The organism is Pseudomonas sp. B16120 (assembly GCF_044218845.1).
Taxonomy (GTDB): Bacteria; Pseudomonadota; Gammaproteobacteria; order Pseudomonadales; family Pseudomonadaceae; genus Aquipseudomonas; species Aquipseudomonas paracarnis.
This window is the reverse complement of sequence record NZ_CP162588.1, coordinates 2,026,655-2,046,562: the sequence shown is the minus strand read 5'-3', so window position 1 is coordinate 2,046,562 and position 19,908 is coordinate 2,026,655. Positions and strand designations below refer to the sequence as shown.

At 58.8% G+C, this 19,908-nt stretch carries 16 protein-coding genes; 4 read left to right on the top strand and 12 right to left on the bottom strand.

Annotated elements, in window-relative coordinates:
- Positions 1-96 precede the first annotated feature (96 nt).
- The 7 genes from lpdA to sdhC form a co-directional block, all read right to left on the bottom strand.
- The gene (gene lpdA, locus AB4P90_RS09760) at positions 97-1,533 is read right to left on the bottom strand and encodes a dihydrolipoyl dehydrogenase (RefSeq protein ID WP_014717733.1); all 1,437 of its coding nucleotides are present in this window, start codon (positions 1,531-1,533) and stop codon (positions 97-99) included.
- 99 nt (positions 1,534-1,632) lie between these two features.
- A complete protein-coding gene (gene odhB / locus AB4P90_RS09755) occupies positions 1,633-2,856 on the bottom strand; it encodes a 2-oxoglutarate dehydrogenase complex dihydrolipoyllysine-residue succinyltransferase (RefSeq protein ID WP_014717732.1) in 1,224 nt (407 codons plus the stop codon).
- Positions 2,857-2,900: 44 nt separating this feature from the next.
- On the bottom strand, positions 2,901-5,732 hold the full coding sequence (locus tag AB4P90_RS09750; RefSeq protein WP_014717731.1) for a 2-oxoglutarate dehydrogenase E1 component: 2,832 nt from the start codon (positions 5,730-5,732) through the stop codon (positions 2,901-2,903).
- Between the two features lie 262 nt (positions 5,733-5,994).
- A complete protein-coding gene (locus AB4P90_RS09745) occupies positions 5,995-6,699 on the bottom strand; it encodes a succinate dehydrogenase iron-sulfur subunit (RefSeq protein WP_003172807.1) in 705 nt (234 codons plus the stop codon).
- A gap of 11 nt (positions 6,700-6,710) precedes the next feature.
- The gene (sdhA, locus tag AB4P90_RS09740) at positions 6,711-8,483 is read right to left on the bottom strand and encodes a succinate dehydrogenase flavoprotein subunit (RefSeq protein WP_014717730.1); all 1,773 of its coding nucleotides are present in this window, start codon (positions 8,481-8,483) and stop codon (positions 6,711-6,713) included.
- Between the two features lie 3 nt (positions 8,484-8,486).
- Positions 8,487-8,855, bottom strand: a complete 369-nt coding sequence (sdhD, locus tag AB4P90_RS09735; RefSeq protein ID WP_003172805.1) for a succinate dehydrogenase, hydrophobic membrane anchor protein — start codon at positions 8,853-8,855, stop codon at positions 8,487-8,489.
- Complete coding sequence (sdhC, locus tag AB4P90_RS09730) at positions 8,849-9,223, bottom strand: succinate dehydrogenase, cytochrome b556 subunit (RefSeq protein ID WP_014717729.1); 375 nt, start codon at positions 9,221-9,223, stop codon at positions 8,849-8,851. Before sdhC ends, sdhD begins: the two co-directional genes overlap by 7 nt.
- 365 nt (positions 9,224-9,588) lie before the next feature.
- Here sdhC and gltA point away from each other — a divergent pair, with 365 nt between their 5' ends.
- Entirely contained in the window at positions 9,589-10,878 is a 1,290-nt protein-coding gene (gene gltA / locus AB4P90_RS09725; RefSeq protein WP_014717728.1) for a citrate synthase, read from the top strand.
- Positions 10,879-11,106: 228 nt separating this feature from the next.
- Here the strand turns inward: gltA and AB4P90_RS09720 are convergent, their stop codons facing one another.
- The 3 genes from AB4P90_RS09720 to AB4P90_RS09710 all read right to left on the bottom strand — a co-directional run bounded on the left by AB4P90_RS09720 (position 11,107) and on the right by AB4P90_RS09710 (position 14,181).
- Positions 11,107-12,765, bottom strand: coding sequence for a cation acetate symporter (locus AB4P90_RS09720; protein ID WP_003190002.1), 1,659 nt, complete (start codon positions 12,763-12,765; stop codon positions 11,107-11,109).
- Positions 12,762-13,073, bottom strand: a complete 312-nt coding sequence (locus tag AB4P90_RS09715; RefSeq protein ID WP_003190001.1) for a DUF485 domain-containing protein — start codon at positions 13,071-13,073, stop codon at positions 12,762-12,764. The genes AB4P90_RS09720 and AB4P90_RS09715 overlap by 4 nt, the downstream gene beginning before the upstream one ends.
- 256 nt (positions 13,074-13,329) lie before the next feature.
- Complete coding sequence (locus tag AB4P90_RS09710; RefSeq protein WP_122300467.1) at positions 13,330-14,181, bottom strand: glycine betaine ABC transporter substrate-binding protein; 852 nt, start codon at positions 14,179-14,181, stop codon at positions 13,330-13,332.
- 332 nt (positions 14,182-14,513) lie between these two features.
- Between AB4P90_RS09710 and AB4P90_RS09705 the strand changes: the two genes are divergently transcribed.
- The gene (locus AB4P90_RS09705) at positions 14,514-16,067 is read left to right on the top strand and encodes a glycosyl hydrolase family 17 protein (protein ID WP_395605840.1); all 1,554 of its coding nucleotides are present in this window, start codon (positions 14,514-14,516) and stop codon (positions 16,065-16,067) included.
- A gap of 106 nt (positions 16,068-16,173) precedes the next feature.
- On the opposite strand, the gene AB4P90_RS09700 is transcribed toward AB4P90_RS09705, so the two are convergent.
- The gene (locus AB4P90_RS09700; RefSeq protein ID WP_014717724.1) at positions 16,174-16,542 is read right to left on the bottom strand and encodes a hypothetical protein; all 369 of its coding nucleotides are present in this window, start codon (positions 16,540-16,542) and stop codon (positions 16,174-16,176) included.
- A 233-nt stretch (positions 16,543-16,775) separates the two neighbouring features.
- Between AB4P90_RS09700 and AB4P90_RS09695 the strand changes: the two genes are divergently transcribed.
- Positions 16,776-18,074 carry a serine protein kinase PrkA gene (locus AB4P90_RS09695; protein WP_003189995.1) on the top strand — a complete coding sequence of 433 codons (1,299 nt, stop codon included), beginning with the start codon at positions 16,776-16,778 and terminating at the stop codon, positions 18,072-18,074.
- Positions 18,067-18,855 carry a VacJ family lipoprotein gene (locus AB4P90_RS09690; RefSeq protein ID WP_014717723.1) on the top strand — a complete coding sequence of 263 codons (789 nt, stop codon included), beginning with the start codon at positions 18,067-18,069 and terminating at the stop codon, positions 18,853-18,855. The genes AB4P90_RS09695 and AB4P90_RS09690 overlap by 8 nt, the downstream gene beginning before the upstream one ends.
- Positions 18,856-18,911: 56 nt before the next feature.
- Here the strand turns inward: AB4P90_RS09690 and AB4P90_RS09685 are convergent, their stop codons facing one another.
- Positions 18,912-19,826 (bottom strand): DUF808 domain-containing protein, encoded by a 915-nt coding sequence (locus tag AB4P90_RS09685; protein ID WP_034127188.1) that lies wholly within the window; start codon positions 19,824-19,826, stop codon positions 18,912-18,914.
- Between the last annotated feature and the right edge of the window lie 82 nt (positions 19,827-19,908).

The following is a 19,908-nucleotide window of genomic DNA, read 5'->3' as shown; positions in this document are numbered from 1 at the left end:
AAGCTGCGCAAGGCTGCGTCCAGCGGATATTCCGCGGTGAGTCTTGCGCGCAAGGCTCACGACGGGCAACTCCGCCGTGGTTTCTTATTATCTCGCTTAGCGCTTCTTCTTGTTGGCAATGTGGATGGCGCCGCCATTCACTGCCAACGCAGCTTCGTGCAGCGCTTCGGACAGGGTCGGATGGGAGAAGACCATCATGCCCAAGTCCTCGGCACTGGTGCCGAATTCCATGCCGATCGCGCCTTGCTGAACCAGTTCTGCAGCGCTTGGGCCAATCACGTGGACGCCCAATACGCGGTCAGTCTTGGCATCAGCGATGACTTTGACAAAACCACCGGTGTCGTTGGCTGCCATGGCACGGCCAGAAGCGGCAAACGGGAAGGTGCCGACGTTAACTTCAACGCCTTCAGCTTTCAACTGCTGTTCGTTCTTGCCGACCCATGCAATTTCCGGGTGGGTGTAGATAACCGATGGGATCAGGTCGTAGTTCATCTGGGTCTTGTGACCCTTGATGCGCTCAACGACCATGATGCCCTCTTCGGAAGCCTTGTGGGCCAGCATCATGCCACGAACCACGTCGCCAATGGCATAGACGCCAGGCACGGTGGTGGCGCAATGATCGTCAACGTGGATGAAACCACGCTCGTCGATGTTCACGCCGCTGTCGGAAGCCAGCAAGTCGTTGGTCACTGGGCGGCGGCCCACGGCGACGATCAGCTTGTCGAAAGTGATGGTCTGCTCGCCGTCTTTATCGGTGTAGGTCACTACGACTTCTTCGCCGTTGACCTTGGAACCGGTAACACGGGCGCCGAGCTTGATGTCCAGACCTTGTTTGGTCAGGGTTTTCAGCGCTTCCTTGGACACCGCGGTGTCGGCAGCCAGCAGGAATGTATCCAGGGCTTCCAGCACGGTGACTTGAGCACCCAGGCGGGACCATACCGAACCCAGTTCCAAACCGATCACGCCAGCGCCGATGACGCCCAGACGCTTAGGCACAGCTTGGAATTCCAGGGCGCCGGTCGAATCAACGATCACGTTGTTATCAACAGGAGCAGGCGGAATGTCGATTGGACGCGAGCCGGGTGCCAGGATCACGTTTTCGGCTTCGATGACTTCAACCGAACCGTCTGGCTTGGTGACTTCAACTTTCTTGCCGGCCAGCAGCTTGCCGTGGCCTTGAATGGAAGTCACGCCGTTGGCCTTGAACAAGGTGGCAACGCCGGAAGTCAGGCCTTTGACGATGTTGGCTTTACGGCCGACCATTGCGGGTACGTCCATGGTCACGCCAGCATGGTTGATGCCGTGGATCGCAAAGCCGTCTTGGGCTTCGTGGAATTTCCAGGAGCTGTCCAGCAGCGCCTTGGACGGAATGCAACCCACGTTCAGGCAAGTACCGCCCAGCGCCAGTTTGCCTTCCTTGTCGGTGTATTTTTCGATGCAAGCAGTGGACAGGCCCAGTTGCGCAGCCTTGATGGCGGCAACATAGCCGCCAGGGCCTGCACCAATCACTACAACGTCAAATTTCTGTGTCATGAAAATAGATCCTCTATTTGCGACAAGCTTCTAGTCACACGTTGCAAGCCAAGCTGCTTTTTCCTACAGCTTGTAGCTCGCAACGTGCAACTGCTTCTATCAGATGTCCAGGAGCAGGCGAGCCGGGTCTTCCAGCAGGTTCTTGATGGTCACCAGGAACGTCACGGCTTCTTTACCGTCGATCAGGCGGTGATCGTAAGACAGTGCCAGGTACATCATTGGGCGGATCACGACTTGGCCGTTGATGGCCATCGGACGCTGGATGATGTTGTGCATGCCCAGGATCGCGGCCTGCGGTGGGTTGACGATCGGCGTCGACATCATCGAACCGAAGGTACCACCGTTGGTGATGGTGAAGGTACCGCCGGTCATCTCGTCGATGGTCAGCTTGCCGTCACGGGCTTTCTTGCCGAAGCCAGCGATGCCGCCTTCGATTTCGGCCAGGCTCATCAGCTCGGCGTTACGCAGGACTGGAACCACCAGGCCGCGGTCGCTGGAGACGGCAACGCCGATATCCGAGTAGCCGTGGTAAACGATGTCGCCGCCGTCGATCGAAGCGTTGACTGCCGGGAAGCGCTTCAGCGCTTCGGTGGCCGCTTTCACGAAGAACGACATGAAGCCCAGGCGCACGCCGTTGTGGGACTTCTCAAACAGGTCCTTGTACTTCGAACGCAGGGCCATGACTTCGGTCATGTCGACTTCGTTGAAGGTGGTCAGCATCGCCATGTTCGACTGAGCTTCAACCAGGCGCTTGGCCACGGTGGCACGTACACGAGTCATCGGTACGCGCTTCTCGGTGCGGTCGCCAGCGGCAAACACAGGCGCAGCGGCAGCAGGCGCTGCAGCCTTGGCAGGTGCGGCAGCCGGAGCGTTCTTCTTGGCTTCAACTGCGGCAACCACGTCTTCCTTGGTCACACGGCCATCTTTGCCGGTGCCCTTGATGGAAGCCAGGTTGATGCCGTTTTCCTCAGCCAGTTGACGCGCAGCCGGTGCAGCGATTGGATCTTCGCCACCCGCAGCCGGTGCGGCAGGCGCAGAAGCAGCCGGTGCAGCAGCGGCAGGAGCAGGAGCAGCGGCAGCAGCGCTGCCCTCTTCGATCGAGCCCAGTACCTGGTTCGACAGAACGGTAGCGCCCTCTTCAGCAACGATTGCGCCCAGCACGCCGTCAGCTTCGGCCAACACTTCCAGAACGACTTTGTCGGTCTCGATGTCGACGATCAGGTCGTCACGCTTGACGGCCTCGCCTGGTTTCTTGTGCCAGGTGGCAACGGTGCCATCGGCAACCGATTCCGGGAATGACGGGGCTTTGATTTCGATAGCCATTATCTGTAGGTCCTTAAAATTCGGTTTCAGTCAGCGCGAAGGCGTTAAACAGTGAAAGCATCTTGCAGCAGTTTTTCCTGCTGCTCGGCGTGCATCGACGCGTAACCACAGGCAGGTGCAGCAGAAGCATCACGACCGGCGTACTCAAGGACCAAAGCCTTGTTGTGGTTGCCGATGCTGCGACGCAGATGATGCTGGCTGCTGTACCAGGCGCCCTGGTTCATCGGTTCTTCCTGACACCACACTACGTTCGTGAGGTTGGTGTAAGGCGCGATGATCTCCATGAGGTCATCTTCCGGGAACGGATAAAGCTGCTCGATACGCACGATGGCGATGTCTTCGCGGCCTTCGGCACGGCGTTTTTCCAACAGATCGTAGTAGACCTTGCCGCTGCACAGGATCAGGCGAGTGACCTTGGCGGCGTCCAGCGTATCGATCTCTGGAATCACGGTCTGGAACGAACCTTGGGCCAGATCTTCCAGGGTCGAAACGGCCAGCTTGTGACGCAACAGCGACTTCGGCGTCAGTACCACCAGCGGCTTGCGCAGCGGACGGATCACCTGGCGACGCAGCAAGTGGTAGATCTGCGCCGGGGTCGTCGGCACGCACACCTGAATGTTGTGCTCGGCGCACAATTGCAGGTAACGCTCCAGACGGGCCGAGGAGTGCTCAGGGCCCTGACCTTCATAACCGTGTGGCAGCAGCATGGTCAGACCGCACAGACGGCCCCACTTGTGCTCGCCGCTGGTGATGAACTGGTCGATAACCACCTGGGCACCGTTGGCGAAGTCGCCGAACTGGGCTTCCCAGATCACCAGCGCGTTCGGCGTGGTGGTCGAGTAACCGTATTCGAACGCCAGTACGGCTTCTTCGGACAGGAACGAATCGTACAGGTCGAAACGTGGCTGGCCTTCGTACAGGTTCTGCAACGGGATGTAGGTGCCCGCGTCTTTCTGGTTGTGCAATACAGCATGACGGTGCGAGAACGTACCGCGGCCGATGTCCTGGCCGGTCATGCGGATCGGGTGACCTTCGAACGCCAGGGTCGCGTACGCCATGGTTTCGGCGTAACCCCAGTTGATCGGCAGGCCACCGGCTTGCATCTTCTGACGGTCTTCGTAGATCTTCGCAACCTGGCGCTGTACGACGAAGCCTTCGGGAATTTCCAGCAGCTTGGCGGACAGTTCCTGCAACGTCTTCAAATCGAACGAGGTATCGTGACGTGCAGTCCAGGTGTGACCCAGGTATGGGCGCCAGTCAACGAACAGCTCTTTGTTCGGCTCCTTGACCAGGCTTTTCACTACATGCAGGCCGTTGTCCAGCGCGTTGCGGTATTCGTCGACTTTCGCCTGAACACGCGCATCGTCAACCACGCCGGCCTTGGTCAGGCTTTCGGCGTACAGCTCACGGGTGGTGCGCTGCTTGGTGATCTGCTGGTACATCAACGGCTGGGTGCCGCTTGGCTCGTCCGCTTCGTTGTGACCGCGACGGCGGTAGCAAACCAGGTCGATGACCACGTCACGCTTGAACTGCATGCGGTAGTCGACAGCCAGTTGGGTCACGAACAGCACGGCTTCCGGATCATCGCCATTCACATGGAGGATCGGCGCCTGGATCATCTTGGCAACGTCGGTGGCGTACTCGGTGGAACGCGCGTCCAACGGGTTGCTGATGGTGAAGCCCACCTGGTTGTTGATGACGATGTGAACGGTACCACCGGTCTTGAAGCCGCGAGTCTGCGACATCTGGAACGTTTCCAGGACCACGCCTTGACCGGCGAATGCCGCGTCACCGTGGATGGAAATCGGCAGAACCTTCTCACCGGTGGAATCGTTACGACGATCCTGGCGAGCACGTACCGAACCCTCGACCACTGGCGAAACGATTTCCAGGTGGGAGGGGTTGAATGCCATGGCCAGGTGAACTTCACCGCCGGTGGTCATCACGTTGGACGAGAAGCCCTGGTGGTATTTAACGTCACCGGAACCCAGCTCGACCTTCTTCTTGCCTTCGAACTCGTCGAACAGCTCACGCGGGTTCTTGCCGAAGGTGTTGACCAACACGTTCAGGCGACCACGGTGAGCCATGCCGATCACGATTTCCTTGGTGCCATAGGAACCGGAACGCTGGATCAGTTCGTCGAGCATCGGAATCAGGCTTTCGCCGCCTTCCAGGCCGAAACGTTTGGTGCCTGGGTATTTGGTGCCCAGGTATTTCTCGAGGCCTTCGGCCGCGGTCACGCGCTCCAGCAGGTGGCCGCGCACATCGGCGGACAATACCGGACGGCCACGCACGCCTTCCAGGCGGTGCTGGAACCACTGGCGCTGCTCGGAATCGGTGATGTGCGTAAATTCAGCGCCGATGGTGCGGCAATATGTCTGCTGCAACGCTTCGTGAATTTCGCGTAGGCTCGCTTCCTCTTTGCCGATGAACAGGTCGCCGGCACGGAAGGTCGTATCAAGATCGGCATTGGTCAAGCCGTAATGATTGATCGACAGGTCTGCAGGTGCAGGACGCTGCCACAGCCCCAGCGGGTCAAGCTGGGCTGCCTGGTGGCCACGCATACGGTAGGCCTGGATCAGTCGCAGTACTTCAACTTGCTTCTTCTCATGCTCACTGCTCACGCTGCCGGCGGAAACCGGTTGGGCGCGGCGCTGGTTCTTTGCCAGCAGCACGAACTGATCGCGAATTGTTGCGTGCGATACATCGGTGGCAGCGTTGCCGTCTGAAGACAACGTCTGAAATTTGGTGCGCCATTCTTCTGGCACAGCGTTAGGGTCGTGCAGGTAGAGCTCATAAAGCTCTTCCACATAGGCAGCGTTACCACCTGAAAGATAGCCGCTGTTCCACATGCGCTGCATCACGCTTTCTTGCATGCTTGGTCACCCTCGATTTGGGGACACCACCGGCGAAAACACCGAGTTTGCTTGCAAAAGGCCAAGTGCAGCGACCAAAACAAGCCACTTAGGATCACGCTGATAGTTCGGGTACCAACCCGAATGCCCCTGCTTGTCTCATTTCTTCAAAATAAGAGCCGCGGCTTTGTAAGTCGCTGCTCAAGTTAAAACTACGGCGCCGGTTGAAGCCTGCGCCGCAGCATTTACGGGCACAACGGTCCTGCTTTTACTACAACGTCAGTTACACGCCGCTCTGCAGCAGCATGTTACGGATGTGACCAATGGCCTTAGTCGGGTTCAGGCCTTTAGGACATACGTTGACGCAGTTCATGATCCCGCGGCAGCGGAATACGCTGAACGGGTCATCCAGCGAAGCCAGACGCTCGGACGTCTTGGTATCACGGCTGTCTGCCAGGAAGCGGTAGGCTTGCAGCAGCGCAGCTGGACCCAGGAACTTGTCCGGGTTCCACCAGAAGGACGGGCAGGATGTCGAGCAGCAAGCGCACAGGATGCACTCGTACAGGCCATCGAGTTTTTCACGTTCTTCCGGGGACTGCAGACGCTCGATGGCCGGAGCCGGCGTGTCGTTCTGCAGGAACGGCTTAACTTTCTCGTATTGCTTGTAGAAGATGCTCATATCGACGACCAGGTCACGGATAACCGGCAAACCTGGCAGTGGACGAACAATCAGCTTGTTGCCTTTGACCACGGCGGACAGCGGCGTGATGCACGCCAGGCCGTTTTTGCCGTTGATGTTCATGCCGTCGGAACCGCACACACCTTCACGGCAAGAGCGACGATAGGAGAAACCCTCGTCCTGCTCTTTGATCAGTGCCAGTACATCCAGCACCATCAGGTCTTTACCACCGGTATCGACCTGGAACTCCTGCATGAACGGCGCGGCGTCCTGATCAGGGTTGTAGCGATAAACACTGACTTTCAACATGGCAGCCACCCTTAGTAAGTCCGAATCTTCGGTTCAAACGTCGGCACCGTCTTCGGCGAGAAGTTCACGGCACGCTTGGTTACGCGCTTGTCACCCGGGAAGTACAGGGTGTGGCACAACCAGTTTTCGTCGTCGCGATCTTCAAAGTCTTCACGAGCGTGAGCACCACGGGATTCTTTACGAACCTCGGCGGCAATCGCCGTCGCTTCAGCCACTTCCAGCAGGTTTTGCAGCTCAAGGGCTTCGATACGAGCAGTGTTGAACGCCTGGCTCTTATCGTTGATCTTGACGTTGGCGATGCGCTTGCGCAGGTCAGCCAGCTGGGCGATGCCCTTCTGCATGTATTCGCCGGTACGGAACACACCGAAGTAGTTCTGCATGCAGCTTTGCAGCTCGCGACGCAGGGTTGCTACGTCTTCGCCATCTGTGCGCTCGTTCAGAGCGTTCAGACGCGCCAGGGCCGCTTCGATGTTGGCGTCGGTGGCGTCATCGTATTCGATGCCGTCAGTCAGCGCCTTCTCAAGGTGCAGGCCGGCCGCACGGCCGAATACCACCAGGTCGAGCAGCGAGTTGCCGCCCAGGCGGTTGGCACCGTGAACCGATACGCAAGCCACTTCACCTACTGCGAACAGACCATGGATGATCTCGTCCTGGCCGTCGGCGTTCTGGGTGATTGCCTGACCATGAATGTTGGTCGGCACGCCGCCCATCATATAGTGGCAAGTTGGAACCACCGGAACCGGAGCAACTACCGGGTCAACGTGGGCGAAGGTCTTGGACAGCTCGCAGATACCAGGCAGGCGGCTGTGCAGCACTTCTTCGCCCAGGTGATCGAGCTTGAGCAGTACGTGGTCGCCATTCGGGCCACAGCCGTTACCGGCGATGATCTCTTTAACCATCGAACGAGCCACAACGTCACGGCCAGCCAAGTCTTTGGCGTTCGGAGCATAACGCTCCATGAAACGCTCGCCGTGCTTGTTGATCAGGTAACCACCTTCACCACGGCAACCTTCGGTCACCAGTACACCGGCGCCGGCGATGCCGGTCGGGTGGAACTGCCACATTTCGATGTCTTGTACCGGTACGCCAGCACGCAGGGCCATGCCGACGCCGTCACCGGTGTTGATCAGGGCATTGGTGGTAGAAGCGTAGATACGACCTGCACCACCGGTCGCCAGCACAGTCGCCTTGGCGCGGATGTAGGTGGTTTCACCGGTTTCGATGCAGATGGCGATCACACCGACGAACTCGCCCTTGCCGTTCTTCACCAGATCAACAGCGTAGTACTCGTTCAGGAACGTGGTACCGGCTTTCAGGTTGCCTTGGTAAAGGGTATGCAGCAGCGCGTGACCGGTACGGTCGGACGCAGCGCAAGTACGGGCAGCTTGGCCGCCTTTACCGTAATCCTTGGACTGGCCACCGAATGGACGCTGGTAGATACGGCCTTGCTCGGTACGGGAGAACGGCAGACCCATGTGGTCCAGCTCGAACACCGCGGCCGGGCCTTCCTGACACATGTATTCGATAGCGTCCTGGTCACCGATATAGTCGGAACCCTTGACGGTATCGTACATGTGCCAGCGCCAGTCATCGTTCGGGTCGGCGGAGGCGATGGCGCAGGTGATACCACCCTGGGCCGATACGGTGTGGGAACGCGTCGGGAACACCTTGGTGATCACGGCAGTCTTGTGACCGCCCTGGGCCAGCTGCAGCGCAGCGCGCATGCCAGCACCGCCGCCACCAATAATGATGGCGTCGAATGAAATAGTTGGAATGTTAGCCATGAATCAGATACCCCAAAGAATCTGCACACCCCAGACGAAGTAAGCGAACATCGCGACGCCGCATACTGCCTGGAAGAGGAAACGTACTGCAGTCGCGGACTTGCCCAGCGCCATCGGCGTCAGGTAGTCAGTCGCGATGGTCCACATGCCAACCCAGGCGTGAGCGCCCAGGGCTACAAGGGCCAGCAGACTGAAGATTCGCATCGCATTGTGGGAAAACAGGCCGTGCCATTGCTCATAGCCGATGCCCGGATTTGCGACGAGGTATCCGATCAGGAAAATGAAATAAGCCGCGAGAACGACCGCAGACACACGCTGTGCCATCCAGTCATAGAGGCCCGAACGCGACAGATTCGTTACGCTGGTTACCATATCCAAACTCCTGCCAGAACGATCAGCACCACGGAAATGGCGACGATGATTTTCGAGCCCAGGCGGCCGCCTTCCAGCGTCTCACCGATGCCCATGTCCATGATCAAGTGGCGCACACCGGCTACCAGGTGATACAGAAGAGAGGACAGGAGGCCCCATGCTACGAACTTGGCCAGCGGGCTGGTCAAGCATGCCTTCACCTCGGCGTATCCTTCCTCGGAACCCAGGGATTTGCTCAATGCATAAAGCATGATGCCCAAGCCCAGGAACAGGATGATGCCGGAAACACGGTGCAGGAACGACGTAACGCCGGTGATGGGGAGTTTGATGGTCCTTAGGTCTAGGTTTACAGGTCGTTGGCTATTCACGGCTTTTTTTCACACTGAAGAGCCCCTAACAATCAGGGCAAAGTTGTTGGGGAGTGCGACTGGTCAGGTAAGCACCACCCAGGGAGTGCGACCCCCAATGAAAGCAAGCCCAAAAGCCCTTGGCGGTCGGTGGCCGAGTATAGACAGTTAGGTTACTAATGACAACGCGCACACCTCACCCTAATAGCTGATTGCGCTGGCGGGATAAAAGGCGTAAATGGCAGTCAATTTCGACGAAAAAGTACGGTTAAAGCCTTCTGGCGCAAGACTTTAGGCAAATTGACATCTGGATTTATATCAATATAGTGGTGCGGGCCCTGCGTGGGGGGTCTGTCTGATGATTTGAAGCATAAATAGGAGGCCACATGGCTGACAAAAAAGCGCAGTTGATCATCGAGGGCGCAGCCCCCGTCGAGCTGCCCATTTTAACCGGCACCGTTGGTCCCGATGTTATCGACGTACGGGGCCTGACGGCCACGGGCCGTTTTACTTTCGACCCAGGCTTCATGTCGACCGCTTCCTGCGAGTCGAAGATCACCTATATCGATGGTGACAATGGCATTCTGCTTCATCGCGGCTACCCGATCGAGCAACTGGCTGAAAAGTCGGACTACCTGGAAACCTGCTACCTGCTGCTAAATGGCGAATTGCCAACAGCCGAGCAGAAAGCCCAGTTCGTCAGCACCGTGAAGAACCACACCATGGTTCACGAGCAGTTGAAGACCTTCTTCAACGGCTTCCGTCGCGACGCCCACCCGATGGCCGTCATGTGCGGTGTAGTAGGCGCCCTGTCGGCCTTCTATCACGACTCCCTGGACATCAATAACCCGCAGCATCGCGAAATTTCCGCGATCCGCCTGGTTGCCAAGATGCCTACCCTGGCCGCAATGGTTTACAAGTACTCCATGGGCCAACCCATGATGTACCCGCGCAACGACCTGACGTACGCGGAAAACTTCCTGCACATGATGTTCAACACCCCGTGCGAGATCAAACCGATCAGCCCGGTGCTCGCCAAGGCCATGGACCGGATCTTCATCCTCCACGCCGACCACGAGCAGAACGCTTCCACCTCTACCGTGCGCCTGGCGGGCTCTTCGGGTGCCAACCCGTTCGCCTGTATTGCCGCCGGTATCGCCGCACTGTGGGGCCCTGCCCACGGCGGTGCGAACGAAGCCGTATTGACCATGCTCGATGAAATCGGCGATGTGTCCAACATCGACACCTTCATCGCCAAGGCCAAGGACAAGAACGATCCGTTCAAGTTGATGGGCTTCGGTCACCGGGTCTACAAGAACCGCGACCCGCGCGCTACTGTCATGAAGCAGACCTGCGACGAAGTGTTGAAGGAACTGGGCATCAAGAACGATCCGCAACTCGAACTGGCCATGCGCCTGGAAGAGATCGCCCTGACCGACCCGTACTTCATCGAACGTTCTCTGTACCCGAACGTCGACTTCTACTCGGGGATCATCCTCAAGGCGATCGGCATTCCAACCAGCATGTTCACCGTGATCTTCGCCCTGGCGCGGACCGTGGGCTGGATCTCCCACTGGAAAGAAATGCTCTCCAGCCCGTACAAGATTGGCCGCCCGCGCCAGCTGTACACCGGCTACGAGTCGCGTGACATCACCAAGCTGGAAGACCGCAAGTAAGCATTCAACTGCTTAGCTGCATTGAGAACGGCCTCCCTTAGTGGAGGCCGTTTTTGTTGGTGTGGCCTGATCTACCGTCATCGCAGGCAAGCCAGCTCCCACATTGGACCGCATTCCAACAAAAGGACACGACCCAGTGTGGGAGCCGGGCTTGCCCGCGATGAGGCCAGCCCAGGCAAAAAAATACCCCGGCCTTGCGACCGGGGTATCTCTTATGCAACTGACGACTTAGTGATTAACCGCCCCACTCGCCCCCAGGCCAGTCTGCGAACGCACGAACTGCGGGAAGTACAGCGCACGCTCTTTCTCTGCCGCCGCCGACTTGTCAGTGATGGAGAAGAACCAGATGCCGACGAACGCGATGATCATCGAGAACAGCGCCGGGTACTCGTACGGGAAGATCGCCTTTTCATGGTGCAGGATCGACACCCAGATGGTCGGACCGAGGATCATCAGGCCCACGGCGCTGATCAAGCCCAGCCAGCCGCCAATCATGGCACCACGGGTGGTGAGGTTTTTCCAGTACATGGAAAGCAGCAGCACCGGGAAGTTACAGCTGGCGGCGATGGAGAACGCCAGGCCGACCATGAACGCGATGTTCTGGCTTTCGAACAGGATACCCAGGCCGATGGCCAATACACCCAAGGCTACGGTAGTGATCTTCGACACGCGAATCTCATCTTTCTCGTTGGCCTTGCCCTTCTTGATCACGCTGGCATACAGGTCATGGGACACCGCCGAAGCACCCGCCAGGGTCAAGCCGGCAACCACCGCCAGGATGGTGGCAAACGCCACGGCCGAGATGAAGCCCAGGAAGATACTGCCACCCACCGCGTTGGCCAGGTGCACCGCCGCCATGTTGTTACCGCCGAGCAAGGCGCCCGCTGCATCCTTGAACGCCGGGTTGGTGCTGACCAAAAGGATCGCGCCGAAGCCGATGATAAAGGTCAGGATATAGAAGTAGCCGATGAAGCCGGTTGCGTACAGCACGCTCTTACGCGCTTCCTTGGCGTCGCTTACCGTGAAGAAGCGCATCAGGATGTGCGGCAGGCCAGCGGTACCGAACATCAGTGCCAGGCCCAGGGAGAATGCCGAGATCGGGTCTTTCACCAGGCCGCCGGGGCTCATGATCGCCTCACCTTTGGGGTGAACCTTGATCGCCTCGGAGAACAGCATGTTGAAATCGAAGTTGACGTGTTTCATCACCATCAGCGCCATGAACGAGGCACCGGACAGCAACAGCACCGCCTTGATGATCTGCACCCAGGTGGTCGCCAACATGCCGCCGAACAGCACGTACATGCACATCAGGATACCCACCAGGATCACCGCCACATGGTAATCAAGGCCAAACAGCAGCTGGATCAGCTTGCCCGCGCCAACCATCTGCGCGATCAGGTAGAACGCCACCACCACCAGCGAGCCACAGGCCGACAGGCTGCGGATCTGGGTTTGCCCCAGGCGATAGGACGCCACGTCGGCAAAGGTGTACTTGCCCAGGTTACGCAAGCGCTCGGCGATCAGGAACAGAATGATCGGCCAGCCCACAAGGAAGCCGATCGAGTAGATCAAGCCGTCGTAGCCGGAGGTGAACACCAGCGCGGAAATCCCCAGGAAGGACGCCGCCGACATGTAGTCACCGGCAATCGCCAGACCGTTCTGGAAACCGGTGATCTTGCCGCCCGCCGCATAGTAGTCCGCCGCCGACTTGTTGCGCTTGGACGCCCAATAAGTGATGCACAAGGTGGCGCCGACAAACGCGACGAACATCACAATGGCCGAGATGTTCAGCGGTTGCTTGTGCACTTCACCGGTCAATGCGTCCGCCGCCCAAACGGCCGGAGCCAAGAGCGAAGCACCGAATAGAGCCAATAGACGCCGGATCATTGCGCAGCCTCCTTGAGAATCGCATTGTTCAGGTCGTCAAATTCGCCGTTGGCCCGACGCACGTAGATGCCGGTGAGAATGAAGGCCGACACAATCAGCCCGACGCCCAGGGGGATGCCCCAGGTAATCGAGGAACCGGGGCTGATCTTGGCCCCCAGCACTTGTGGCCCGTAGGCGATCAACAGGATGAAAGCGGAGTAAAGCCCTAGCATGATCGCCGAAAGAATCCAGGCGAACCTTTCCCTTTTCCTGACCAGCTCCTTGAAACGCGGGCTGTTTTGAATCGAGAGGTAAATGCTGTCGTTCATTGTTTTTATCCTCGCAGCACAGCTTTTTATTATTTTGGAACGTATCCACTGTATGCGGCTGCGCAATGGGTTCCAGACGACCTTAGTAGTAGATCGAGTGTAGCGAGGGATTGCTGGGGCGCAGGAAGATTTGAGTCAGTGCAAAACGAATGTGGGAGGGGGCTTGCTCCCGAAAGCGGTGTGCCAGTCAAAAATCTGTGACTGGCACACCGCTTTCGGGAGCAAGCCCCCTCCCACCGGGTTGCATCGGTGGCTTTTATTTAGCGGTCCATTCGGCAACGCGCTCGGGGTGCTTGGCTACCCAGTCCTTGGCCGCGGCGTCCGGCTTGGCGCCTTCTTGAATCGCCAGCATGACTTCACCGATTTCATCCTTGGAGGCCCACTGGAATTTCTTCAGGAAGGCTGCGACTTGCGGCGCTTTCTTCTCCAGGCCCTTGCTGCCGATGCTGTTGACGGTTTCAGCAGCACCATAAATCCCTTTTGGGTCGTCCAGGAAACGCAGTTTCCACTTGGCGAACATCCAGTGTGGTACCCAACCGGTGACCGCAATCGACTCCTGCTTGTCTTCGGCGCGGGTCAGTTCGGCAATCATCGCCGCACCCGAGCTGGCTTGCAGTTTGTAGTCCAAGCCATATTGCTTGATGGCTTCGTCGGTCTTGAGCATTACGCCTGAACCGGCGTCGATGCCGACGATCTTGTTCTTGAAGGTGGTGTCGGTCTTGAGGTCTTCGATGGACTTGGCCTTGACGTACTCCGGCACGATCAGGCCGATCTTGGCGTCCTTGAAGTTGGGGCCGTAGTCGACCACCTTGTCCTTGTTCTTGGTCCAGTATTCCCCGTGGGTCACCGGCAGCCAGGCGGAGAGCATGGCATCGAGTTTGCCAGTGGCAACGCCCTGCCACATGATCCCGGTGGCAACCGCTTGCAGTTTTACGTCGTAGCCGAGTTTTTGCTTGATCACCTCTGCCGCCACATGAGTGGTGGCCACGCTGTCGGACCAGCCGTCCACGTAGCCGATGCTCAGGGTCTTGCTGTCGGCACTGGCCAGTGTGGAGCCCATCGCAACTACCAGAGTGGCAGCTGCGCCCAAGAGTCGTCGCATCTTCATAGTACTTCCCCGAAAGTGCTGCGCCCGACGGATGCCGAGCGACGTCAAACTGTTGTTATAGGGTGCACCGCGCCCCCTTCACGCGCATCGATCCGGTTGCTGAGGCATCAGTGGAGTACTGACAGTTTTATCTTCAACCTGCGTAGGCATTTGCCCTGCTCTGTCAGCGACCTTGGTTGAGCAGGAAACGACATCACATCGCCAGCAGGACGCTTTGTAGGCGTTATCGCCAGAATCCCGCCCGAAGTTTGCATGTCAAAATTATGCAGCCGCACTGGGCTGCGGCAAATCCGGGTAAGATGCGCGCCTTTGCTCCCCCAGATAAGCCGACCATGCCCGCGACTGCCCGCTTCCCTGCCCTGCCCTATTTCTTCGCCTTGATCCTCGGCGCGCTTGCCCTTGTCGGCTACTGGTACGGCCTCGGCCGGCCCGTGGTGTTGCCAGACGTCGCCAGCGCCAGCCATAAGCTGCAATGTGCGTCCTACACACCGTTCGACAAAGACCAGTCCCCATTCGACCAACCGTTCACGCTGCGCCCCGAGCGCATGGACGCCGACCTGGCGCTACTGGCTACGCGCTTTGAATGCATTCGCACCTATTCCATGACCGGCCTGGAGGCCCTGCCGGACATGGCGCGCAAGCATGGGTTGAAAGTGATGGCCGGGGCCTGGGTCAGCAGCGACCCTGTGGCGACCGAAAAAGAGATCAACGAGTTGATCGCGGCGGCCAACGCTAGCCCGGATGTAGTGACCTCGGTGATCGTCGGCAACGAAGCCCTGCTGCGCAAGGAAGTTACTGCCAAGCAACTGGTGGCGCTGATCCATCAGGTTAAAAGCCAGATCAAGCAGCCCGTCACCTATGCCGATGTCTGGGAGTTCTGGTTGCAACACCCGGAAATCGAGCCGGCGGTGGACTTCCTGACCATTCACCTGTTGCCGTATTGGGAAGATGAGCCGTCCGGCATCGACCAGGCGCTCAAGCACGTGGGCGATGTGCGCCAGACCTTCGGCCATAAATTCGCGCCCAAGGACATCGTGATCGGCGAAACCGGCTGGCCCAGCGAAGGCCGACAGCGCGAAACCGCCGTGCCCAGCCGGGTCAATGAGGCCAGGTTCATGCGCGGCTTCGTGGCCATGGCCGAAGCCAATGGCTGGCGCTACAACCTGATCGAAGCCTTTGACCAGCCATGGAAACGTGCGAGTGAAGGGGCTGTGGGTGGTTACTGGGGGCTGTTCGATGCAGACCGTCAGGACAAAGGTATCCTCGCCGGCCCGGTGACCAATGTGCCCTACTGGCGGCTGTGGCTGGGCGTCGGCGGGCTCATCCTGCTTGGCACCCTGGTGCTCGGCGGCCGCGTTCGCAGCACTCGCTCTGCATTAATACTGCCGTTGCTAGGGGCCGTCGCAGCGTGCTCCATCGGCAGTTGGGTCGAACTGACCCGCGTTACCGCGCGCTTCAGCGATGAATGGGTATGGGCAGGCTTGCTGGTGATGTTGAACTTGCTGGTGCTGGCCCACGCCGCACTCGCCCTCAGCGCACGGGAAGGCTGGCGTGAGCGCGGGTTCAGCTGGCTGGAGCAACGCGCGGGCTGGCTGATGGCAATCGCCGGGTTTGCCGGTGCGGTGATGATGCTAGCGCTGGTGTTTGACCCGCGCTATCGCAGCTTCCCAAGCGCGGCGCTGGTGTTGCCGGCCCTGGTGTACCTGGTACGCCCGGTGACCGGACCACGTCGGGAGATTGCGTTGCTGGCCTTTATCATCGGTGCCGGCGTTGCGCCGCAGTTGTACCGTGAAGGGCTGTTGAACCAGCAGGCCTGGGGTTGGGCAGTGGTCAGCGTGCTGATGGTTGCGGCTTTGTGGCGTTGCTTGCGAGTGCGCAAGGCGTAACACCGCTATCGCAGGCAAGCCAGCTCCTACAGTTGATTGGGTTCACACATTTCTATCTGTGAGCACGGTCAAATGTGGGAGCTGGCTTGCCTGCGCTGAGGCCACATCAGGCGCCGCGCGGCTTCCTGACCAACCGCAACCCCGCAATCACCACCGCAAACACCGCAAACGTCGTGTTGTACAACGCCAGCGCCGGCAACCCGAACACCAAGCCCACCACCGCCAACGCCCATCCCGCACGCCCCGGTACAAAAAAGCCCAGCACCGAGGTGATCAACGCCGCCCACCCCAGCAGCTTGAAATGGATCATCAAACCCAGGTTCGAACGCACCTGGCATTCCCAGCGACTGGCCTCATCAGCACAGATGCCAACCCACTGCCCATCCTCCATGAAGCCGTAGCGTGCGGCATAACTGGCGGCCAGCCATAACGGCAAGGCAATAAGCAGCAGAATCAACGGCAAACGACGGGACATGGGGCACTCCGATAGGCAAAAACGGCGCCCAGCTTAATCCCACGGCGGCCGTTAGCAAGGTGTTCGCACAGATATCTGTTCAACAAAGCATGGCAAAGTGTATCGTCTCGCTACTATTACCCCGATTCCGACGTTTTTTCCGACTTTTCGTGCCGAGTGCTGGCACTTCGGTGACAAGGCGGTGGTCATAGCCTGCGAACTTCATTCAGCCCGTTCCTCTTAGGGATTAAGTCATGCTCCGTTCCTTGCGCTGTGCTGCCTTGCTGGGCAGCCTATTTTTGAGTGCGTCAGCACTGGCCGTCGATATCGACCAAGCCAGCTATGGCTACCCTTTGACCAACCCGTTCGAAGCAACCATCGCCACCACGCCTCCCGATCTGCGGCCAACCCTGCCGACAGATGACGAGATCAACCAGTCCGACTACACCCTGACGATGCGCCCCGAGCGCGAGTTCAGCCTGCCGGACAATTTCTGGGCGGTGAAGAAACTCACTTACCGCATTGCCAAGCAGGACCGTGCTGCGCCTTTGATCTTCCTGATCGCCGGCACCGGTGCACGCTTTGATAGCAGCATCAATGAATACCTGAAAAAGCTGTATTACCAGGCCGGCTACCATGTGGTGCAGCTCTCCTCGCCAACCAGCTTCGATTTCATCAGCGCCGCTTCGCGCTTCGCCACCCCGGGCATCACCCAGGAAGACGCCGAAGACATGTACCGCGTGATGCAAGCCGTACGCGCGCAGAACGCCTCGTTGCCAGTGACTGATTTCTACCTCACCGGTTACAGCCTGGGCGCCCTGGATGCGGCGTTTGTCAGCAAGCTGGATGAGACCCGCCGTAGCTTCAACTTCAAGAAAGTGCTGCTGCTCAACCCGCCGGTCAACCTCTACACCTCGATCACCAACCTCGACAAGCTGGTACAGACCGAGGTCAAGGGCATCAACAACAGCACCACCTTCTATGAGTTGGTGCTGAGCAAACTGACGCGTTACTTCCAGCAGAAAGGCTACATCGACCTCAACGATGCCTTGCTCTATGACTTCCAGCAGTCCAAGCAGCACCTGAGCAATGAACAGATGGCCATGCTGATCGGCACCTCGTTCCGCTTCTCGGCCGCTGACATTGCGTTCACTTCGGACTTGATCAACCGCCGCGGCCTGATCATTCCACCCAAATACCCGATCACCGAAGGCACCAGCCTCACGCCGTTCCTCAAGCGTGCCCTGCAGTGTGACTTCGACTGCTACCTCACCGAACAAGTGATCCCGATGTGGCGCGCGCGTTCCGATGGCGGCAGCCTGCTGCAACTGATCGACCAGGTCAGCCTCTACGCCCTCAAGGACTACCTGCGCGACAGCCCGAAAATTGCCGTGATGCATAACGCCGACGATGTAATCCTCGGCCCTGGCGACCTGGGCTTCCTGCGTAAAACCTTCGGCGATCGCTTGACCGTCTACCCGCTGGGCGGCCATTGCGGCAACCTCAATTACCGCGTCAACGCCGACGCCATGCTGGAGTTCTTCCGTGGCTAAATATCTTCTGCTGCTCGCCGCACTGATGTGCGCAGGCGTGGCCAATGCCGACAACAGCAAGGCCCAAGAACCCGTCAAGGTCGATGCCGACGGCTTCAAGGAGCCGCTGACCAAGCTCAAGTTCAACCCAGGCTTGGACCAGCGTGAGTTCGAACGCTCCACGCTCACCGCGCTTAACGTCTACGACCCACTGGAGTCGTGGAACCGCCGCGTGTACCACTTCAACTATCGCTTCGACCAGTGGGTATTCCTGCCGGTAGTAAACGGTTACCGCTACGTCACGCCGAGCTTCCTGCGCACCGGCGTGAGCAACTTCTTCAACAATCTGGGCGATGTGCCCAACCTGATGAACAGCTTGTTGCAGCTCAAGGGCCACCGCTCGCTGGAAACCACCGGGCGCCTGCTGGTCAATACCACCATTGGCATCGCCGGCCTGTGGGACCCGGCTACCGCCATGGGCCTGCCGCGCCAGAGCGAAGACTTCGGCCAGACTCTGGGCTTCTACGGCGTACCGGGCGGCGCCTATGTGGTGTTGCCGATCTTTGGCCCGTCGAACCTGCGTGACACCACCGGCTTGCTGGTGGACTACAGCGCCGAATCGCAGATCAACTTCCTCAACGTATCCGAAGTCAGCTCCAACCATCCGGAAGTCTGGGCCCTGCGCGCCGTGGACAAGCGCTACCAGACCAGCTTCCGCTACGGCCAGATGAACTCGCCGTTCGAGTATGAGAAGGTGCGGTATATCTACACCGAATCGCGCAAGTTGCAGATTGCCGAGTAAACAGCAGCGATAAAAAAAGGCCATTCGATTGAATGGCCTTTTTTATGCCTGCGGTTTCACCCTCGCAGTGCTTTCCAACCTTTACCTGCCACGCTGACCACTGCCAGGACGACAGCGCCGGCAATGATCCCCGCCACCGCATTGAGCAGCGTTGGCATCAGCCACGCCAACGCGCCGGTGCTCTGGCTCACGGTTTCGATCCAGTGATGCACCACGGGCACGCCATGGGTGAGGATACCGCCACCAACCATGAACATCGCCGCCGTGCCAATCACTGACAGGCTCTTCATCATGTAGGGGGCCGCGCTCAGGATCGCGCCACCAATACTGCGCGCCACCTGGCCAGGCTTCTGCGTCAGCCACAGCCCCAGGTCGTCGAGCTTGACGATACCGGCCACCAATCCATATACGCCGATGGTCATGACAATGGCGATACCCGACAGCACGATCACCTGCTGCGTGAGCTGCGCGTCGGCGACGATGCCGAGGGTGATGGCAATGATTTCGGCGGACAGAATGAAGTCGGTACGGATCGCGCCCTTGATCTTGTCTTTCTCGAACGCCACCAGATCGGTTGCCGGATCGGCCACCGCTTCAGCCAACTGCGCGTGTTCGGCTTGATCTTCAGCCTTGCTGTGCAGGAATTTGTGCGCGAGTTTTTCGAAGCCCTCGAAACACAGATAGGCACCGCCAAGCATCAACAGTGGTATCACCGCCCACGGAGCAAAGGCGCTGATCAACAGGGCCGTCGGCACCAGGATCAACTTGTTGATAAACGAACCCTTGGCCACCGCCCACACCACGGGAATTTCCCGCTCGGCCCGCACGCCGGAGACCTGCTGGGCGTTCAGTGCAAGGTCATCGCCCAGCACGCCCGATGTCTTCTTGGCGGCCATTTTTGTCATCAGCGCGACGTCATCGAGTACCGCCGCGATATCGTCGATCAACACCAACAAGCTGCTTCCTGCCATGAACCGAACTTCCGTTAGAGAGAGATGGCGCGAGCATAGCGCGGCGCAAGGCGTTGCGGGCAGATTGTTGAGGCTTGCGGAT

Bases quoted from the DNA above. Each gene is read 5' to 3' on its own strand.
- lpdA (WP_014717733.1), bottom strand. From the start codon at position 1,533: ATGACACAGAAATTTGACGTTGTAGTGATTGGTGCAGGCCCTGGCGGC.
- odhB (WP_014717732.1), bottom strand. From the start codon at position 2,856: ATGGCTATCGAAATCAAAGCCCCGTCATTCCCGGAATCGGTTGCCGAT.
- AB4P90_RS09750 (WP_014717731.1), bottom strand. From the start codon at position 5,732: ATGCAAGAAAGCGTGATGCAGCGCATGTGGAACAGCGGCTATCTTTCA.
- AB4P90_RS09745 (WP_003172807.1), bottom strand. From the start codon at position 6,699: ATGTTGAAAGTCAGTGTTTATCGCTACAACCCTGATCAGGACGCCGCG.
- sdhA (WP_014717730.1), bottom strand. From the start codon at position 8,483: ATGGCTAACATTCCAACTATTTCATTCGACGCCATCATTATTGGTGGC.
- sdhD (WP_003172805.1), bottom strand. From the start codon at position 8,855: ATGGTAACCAGCGTAACGAATCTGTCGCGTTCGGGCCTCTATGACTGG.
- gltA (WP_014717728.1), top strand. From the start codon at position 9,589: ATGGCTGACAAAAAAGCGCAGTTGATCATCGAGGGCGCAGCCCCCGTC.
- AB4P90_RS09720 (WP_003190002.1), bottom strand. From the start codon at position 12,765: ATGATCCGGCGTCTATTGGCTCTATTCGGTGCTTCGCTCTTGGCTCCG.
- AB4P90_RS09715 (WP_003190001.1), bottom strand. From the start codon at position 13,073: ATGAACGACAGCATTTACCTCTCGATTCAAAACAGCCCGCGTTTCAAG.
- AB4P90_RS09710 (WP_122300467.1), bottom strand. From the start codon at position 14,181: ATGAAGATGCGACGACTCTTGGGCGCAGCTGCCACTCTGGTAGTTGCG.
- AB4P90_RS09705 (WP_395605840.1), top strand. From the start codon at position 14,514: ATGCCCGCGACTGCCCGCTTCCCTGCCCTGCCCTATTTCTTCGCCTTG.
- AB4P90_RS09700 (WP_014717724.1), bottom strand. From the start codon at position 16,542: ATGTCCCGTCGTTTGCCGTTGATTCTGCTGCTTATTGCCTTGCCGTTA.
- AB4P90_RS09695 (WP_003189995.1), top strand. From the start codon at position 16,776: ATGCTCCGTTCCTTGCGCTGTGCTGCCTTGCTGGGCAGCCTATTTTTG.
- AB4P90_RS09685 (WP_034127188.1), bottom strand. From the start codon at position 19,826: ATGGCAGGAAGCAGCTTGTTGGTGTTGATCGACGATATCGCGGCGGTA.